Source organism: Methyloceanibacter sp., from assembly GCF_051306395.1.
Classification (GTDB): Bacteria; Pseudomonadota; Alphaproteobacteria; order Rhizobiales; family Methyloligellaceae; genus Methyloceanibacter.
In genome coordinates this window covers 1-5,794 of the sequence record NZ_JBPPND010000138.1, presented here as the reverse complement: position 1 = coordinate 5,794, position 5,794 = coordinate 1, and the positions used below count along the sequence as shown (strand labels likewise).

4 protein-coding genes are annotated in these 5,794 nt (G+C 63.9%); all 4 read right to left on the bottom strand.

Going from position 1 to position 5,794, the window contains the following annotated elements; all coding sequences use genetic code 11:
* Positions 1 to 555, bottom strand: a 555-nt coding sequence (locus ACSLE4_RS07175; protein WP_435903791.1) for a transposase, incomplete at its 3' end; no start/stop codon positions are given.
* A 143-nt stretch (positions 556 to 698) separates the two neighbouring features.
* On the bottom strand, positions 699 to 1,196 hold the full coding sequence (locus ACSLE4_RS07170) for an integrase core domain-containing protein (RefSeq protein ID WP_435903790.1): 498 nt from the start codon (positions 1,194 to 1,196) through the stop codon (positions 699 to 701).
* Between the two features lie 205 nt (positions 1,197 to 1,401).
* Positions 1,402 to 1,977, bottom strand: a complete 576-nt coding sequence (locus ACSLE4_RS07165) for a DUF1523 family protein (RefSeq protein WP_435903789.1) — start codon at positions 1,975 to 1,977, stop codon at positions 1,402 to 1,404.
* A gap of 251 nt (positions 1,978 to 2,228) precedes the next feature.
* Positions 2,229 to 5,794 (bottom strand): GH36-type glycosyl hydrolase domain-containing protein (locus tag ACSLE4_RS07160; RefSeq protein WP_435903788.1); only part of this gene is annotated, 3,566 nt, incomplete at its 5' end.

The window sequence follows — 5,794 nt, the reverse complement described above, 5'->3', positions numbered from 1 at the left end:
CAGAACGCCCCGCGTCTGGATGAACAGGCTTCGGTAGATCGTCTCGTGGGACACGCGGGCGGTCTCGTCGTCGGGATGGGCGCGCTTCAGCCAGCCTGCGATCTGCTGCGGCGACCACTTGCGCTCAAGCTCGACCGATACTCTCCGGCAAAGTCTAGGGCGACAAGCCAGCTTGCAGGGCTTGGGACGCAGGGCGCGGTCCCACGCCGCCTGATCCGACTGAACCGCACGATAGAAAGCGCGCCCGCCATTGCTGCCTACCTCGCGGCTGATCGTAGATGGGGCCCGCCGCAATTGGCGGGCGATGGCACGTAAGGACAGCTGGGCGTGCAGCCCTCTGGAGATCTCCTCACGTTCCGCTAGCGTCAGCGCCAATCGCGACCTTCGCCGCTCCATTGGACGGATGCCGCCGGTCCTCGCCAGAAGCGGGTAGATCGACGACGAGTTCCGATCAAACCGCCGTCCGATCGAGCTCATCGACTCTCCACGCTGCCAGCGATCCCAGATCTCCGTCTTCTGCTTCTCCGTGAAATAGATCCGTCTGCGATAGCCCATCTACAACACCCCATCTCTGCTAAAAGATTGAAGTGTTGCGACCACCCATTGAGCCCGCCCTCTAAAACCGAACCAGACACGATAGTGCCCGTGAGCTTACCGCTGTACCATGCTTCCGACGTCAGGCCTGTCCTTTCCGAAAATCATATTTGAACGTATTGATGGTGCAGTCCAGCCAAGATCGGAATGCCGACAATGGCGCCAGATCGCTGGACCGATCGATGCGAGGGCGCATCTTTATGTAATGCCAGGTGCGTGCGCGCCTGATTGTAATACGCCGCGTAGGCGGAAAGAACTCGCCGCAGGTGCATCTCACTGAGAATTACCACTTGATCCAGGCACTCGCGGCGCAACGTGCCGATCAAACGTTCAGCACAGCCATTCTGCCACGGCGACCCGGAAGAGATCGGTCGATCGCGGATACCCATCGCCCTCACCCGGGACGTGAAGACATGTCCGTAGGCACGGTCGTTGTCGCGCACCAGGTAGCCTGGCGCCGAGGTCCAGGGAAACGCCTCGGTGATCTGCCGAGCCAGCCACGCGGCTGTCGGATGCCGTGTCACCTCGAACCACAACAGCTGTCGCCGGCCGTGACCCAGAACCAGGAACACAAACAAGAGATCAAAGGTCAGCGTCGGCACAACGCACATATCGATGGCGGCAATTGCCTCAGCGTGAGGCGCCTTCGGTGGGAGTTAAGCACCTTCAGCAGCAGTGGGGATGGCCGGACGTTACGGCATTAGGTAGCAAAGGCACCATGGCCTTAAGTGGTTAGATCGGTCGGTAAACGCACGCGGTTGTGGCATTCGGCAAATTGGGCGTTTTGCAACCTAAGATTCGAGAAGCCTACCCACGATCGGGGTCACGATCTCGCAGCGGCGCAGTCGATCGGCGAAGCCTGACGAAGGCGTAGAAATAGCTGACCCAGAGGAAGACGGAGAGGCCGTAGAAGACGATCGTTCGCGCCGACCACAACGGCCAGGAGCCTGCGGGGCCGATGGCGATCGCGTTGGGGAACCAAGTGAAGAGCGTGGAGCGCCACCGATTCCACATGACGGTCACTTCCGTGTTGCGAGACTGCGCGGTTTTGGCGTCGTTGAAGACGCGCTCGCTGTTGCGCTTCAACCACCACCAGGAATCATCGTTGGTTAGCTCGAGCCCCCTGTCGGACAGGTTGCGCATGTAGATGTATTCGAAGTCGGTGGTATTACCGCGCGCGTCGGGATCGGTTCGGCGCACTTCCGTTCCTGTGATGACGCCGGTTGTCCATGTTGGGCGTGCGTATTCCCATCCAAACCAGAGGGGAATCCCCACCACGAGTGCAGCGAACAGAACGGGACCCCCCCTGCGCCATAAGATAAAGGCGAGCACGAGAATCGCGAGCAGGACGATGTAGCCGATAGATAGCCAAGCCTGGAGCATGCTCAAACCTCACCGCAGATGAGACTCGAAACGGGCGAGCCCCGCACCTTTCAGTATCCCGAGGCGGCCATGTGTACAAGATCAAGCAGTGCCGGCGCGTTGCGACCCGGTATGACGCGCTCGCAGCCAACTTATCTCACCTTCGTCAAACTCGCCTGCATTCGCCTATGGCTGTGCGCTTATGAGTCCAGGGCCCAGGTAAAAATCAGCAGCCAAACATCATAGCCTCTAAAGCAGGGCTGCGCCGCGGATCAACCCAACCAGACCTGCAGGCGATGGGCGGCGCCGTCATCCTTTAGCTGGATGGAGAGGGGTACGTCGATCATAGCGCCATCGAGCTCGGCGGCGGCGACGCCGCGCTGCACGCTCTGTGGGTTCTCTACTAGGATTTCGTACTGTGACTCGCCGTGCCGGAAAATAATCTCGAACCGGGGCCAAGACCTTGGGATGCAAGGGTCGAGACGCAGGACGCCGCCCTCGATGCGAAGTCCAAGGATGCTCTCGACGCCGGCGCGCTGCATCCAAGCCGCCGAGCCGGTGTACCAGGTCCAACCGCCACGCCCGACATGACCGGGGGCGGAGTAGATATCGGCGGCGACGACATAGGGCTCCACCTTGTAACGATGCGTGTCGGTGCGCGTGCGCGCGTGATTGATCGGATTGAGGATCCAGAAGAGCGCCGCCGCTTTGTCGCCTTCCCCAAGACCCGCAAGGGCCATCACGGACCACAGGGCGGCATGGGTGTACTGCCCCCCGTTTTCGCGGACGCCCGGTGGATAGCCCTTGATGTAGCCGGGGTCGAGCAGCGTGCCATCGAACGGCGGCATGAACAGCAACGCCAACCCGTCGTGGGGCAGGATCAACTCGCGGTCGACGGCCGCCATGGCCTGGGCTGCGCGGTCGCGCCGTGCTGCACCGGAGAGCACGGCCCAGGATTGGGCGATGGAGTCGATGCGGCACTCTTCGTTCACGGCCGAGCCGAGCGGAGTGCCATCGTCGAACCAGGCGCGCCGATACCAGTCGCCATCCCAGGCCTGGCTTTCGAAGCCGGTCGTCAGCACCTGCATGTGCGTCCGCCAGCTCGCCGCTCGCGTCGCATCACCGCGCGCATCGGCGAGACTTGCGAAGGCGTCGAGCGCGGCGTGCAATAGCCAGCCGAGCCAGACACTCTCGCCGCGGCCCGCTTCGCCGACGCGGTTCATGCCGTCGTTCCAATCGCCGCCGCCGATCAGCGGCAGGCCATGGCCGCCAACCGCCAGGCTGGCGTCCAGCGCGCGCGCGCAGTGCTCGTAGAGGCTGGCGGTCTCGTCCGAAACGGTCGGTTGGAAGAAACGTTCGCTTTCGTCCGGCTCCAGCGTCGGGCCCGCTAGGAAGGGGACGACCTCGTCCAGAACGGCGGCATCGGCGGTGACCCCGACATAATGCGCGGCGGCGTAGGCGAGCCAAACGCGGTCGTCCGATATGCGAGTGCGCACGCCCTGGCCGGAATGCGGCAGCCACCAGTGCTGGACGTCGCCCTCCACGAACTGGCGGCTCGCGGCTCTGAGCAGGTGCTCTCGAGTCATCGACGGCCGGACCGTGGCCAAGGCCATGCAGTCCTGCAGCTGGTCCCGGAAACCGTAGGCGCCGCCGGCCTGGTAAAACGCCGATCGGGCCCAGACGCGGCAGGCGAGCGTCTGGTAGATAAGCCATCCGTTGAGCATGATATCCATCGATCGGTCCGGCGTCTTGACCTGGACCGAGCCCGTGGTCTCGTCCCAGAATGCTTTGACCTCCGCAAGCACGGCGTCCAAGTCCGCCTGTCGGTAACGGGCGATCAACGATTGCGCCTCTGCCTCGTCCTGGGCGTCACCGAGGAAGAAGACGATCTCGGCGACGCCGTTCGGCGCGATCTCGACCATGGTTTGGAGAGCGGCGCAGGGATCGAGTCCCGATCCGACACGCCCCGAGAGCGAAGTCCCGTTGACCAGCGCCGCCGGCCAGGCGAGCGCGCCATTGCGGCCTATGAACTCTCGGCGATCGCCTGTCCAACTCGTCTGTAACCCGCAGAGGTCGGCGAAAGCGACACGGTGCTCGAAGGCGGGGTTCCAAGAATTGCTCGCGAGCAATGCCCGGGTGGACGGGTCGATGCGGGTGGCTACGAAGGGTGCTCCTGCGCCGCGGGAGGCGCCGAGAACCCATTCGACGTATGCGGTCAACGACAGCCGTCTGGTGCGGCGCGTGGTGTTCCGGAGCTTAAGGCGCGAAATCTTTATCGGATCGGCAAGCGGCACGTACTCAAGCAGTTCCGCGGCGATCCCGTGTGAGGCGTGCTCGAAGCGGCTATAACCCCATCCATGCCGGGCCACATAGGTGGCCGCTTCGTCCCGGATTGGCAGCGCCGTGGGGCTCCAGAGTCGTCCCGTCTCCTCATCCCGAAGATAGAAAGTTTGGCCTGGGAGATCGGTGACTGGGTCGTTGGACCACGGCGTCAATTGATGCTCGCGGCTGTTCACTGACCAAGCGTAGCCGCCGCCTTCCGCGGACACCTGGAAGCCGAAGCCAGTGTTGGCGATCACGTTGATCCAGGGCGCTGGAGTCGACTGGCCGGGGCCCAGGATCGTCACGTATTCGCGGCCGTCTTCGGCGAAGCCGCCCAGCCCGTTGAAGTACTCCACGCCGGGCGACGGGCGGGGCACCTGAAGCTCGGAAGTGGGCGCGGCTCGCTTGGCCACGGCCCGAGGTAATGGCCTAGCCTCGGGCGCCCGCTCAATCTGATCGGCGAGCCGTCCGCGCTCTCCTAACAGGACGACCCGCGCGACGGACGCGAGAAGGGCTCTAGCCTCAGGTGAGATCAGGTCGGCGCGGAGCATGAAGATGTGTCCGGGCAGCCGCTCCTCGCCGATCTGAGGGCGGGATTGGCTGGCCCGCACAAGAGTCTCCAGAGCGATCTGCAGATCCTGGACGTAGGACGAGCCGCGCTCGTTCAGGATGACCAAGTCCACCGCGAACCGCTTCATCCGCCAGTATTCCACCGCCTGCAGCGCCTCGCGGGCGACGCCGAGTTGGTTGATATCGGAGATGCGGACGAGGATGATCGGCAGATCGCCGGATATACCTAGAGGCCACAGACTCGGTTGCCCGTCGCTGCCGCTTTCGATGGTTTCCGACGGCGGGCGTAGCATGGGCGCCGTGTAGACGAGGTGCCCGGCCAGACGCTGGTATTGTCCGGCTTCGTCTTGGTCGATGCCGAGGTGGTGCAATTGCACTTGGGCCTGCGTCCAGGCGAGCGTGGCGGCGCGTTCGAAGGCGCCGACGTCGTGGTGCTTGTCGACCAGAACAAGAATCTCCTCGCGTGAGGAGGCGACCATCGTCCAAAAGTCGATCTTCGCCGTCGCGTTCGGCGCGATCCGTACCCGGCGGCGCAGGGCAAATATGGGATCGAGCACCGCCCCCGTCGCGCCGGAGAGTGGCCGGCCGCCCATCACTGCGCCCGGCGCGCGAATGCTGCGTCCCCGGTCCAAGAATCGCGCGCGATCGGTCTCGAACTCGCGCTTGCCCACCGCTTCGCCGTCGACAACCGCAAGGTGGGCTGCCCAGACCTGCGGCTCCGTGGGCACCCGCCGCCGCCTCGTCGCCAGTATGGCGCCGAGGCCGGCGAGGTGCTCGGTCTCTGTGAACAGCTTCGAGAAAGCCGGGTGCATCACATCTCCGGCCTGGGACGCCAGAACTAGTTCGGCGTAGGAAGTCACCTCGACCTCGCGCGGTTGGTCGCCGAAGTTTGAGATCGTCACGCGGCGCACTTCCGCATCGTCTTCGGCGGAAACCAGCACCTCCA

Bases quoted from the DNA above. Each gene is read 5' to 3' on its own strand.
- ACSLE4_RS07165 (WP_435903789.1), bottom strand. From the start codon at position 1,977: ATGCTCCAGGCTTGGCTATCTATCGGCTACATCGTCCTGCTCGCGATT.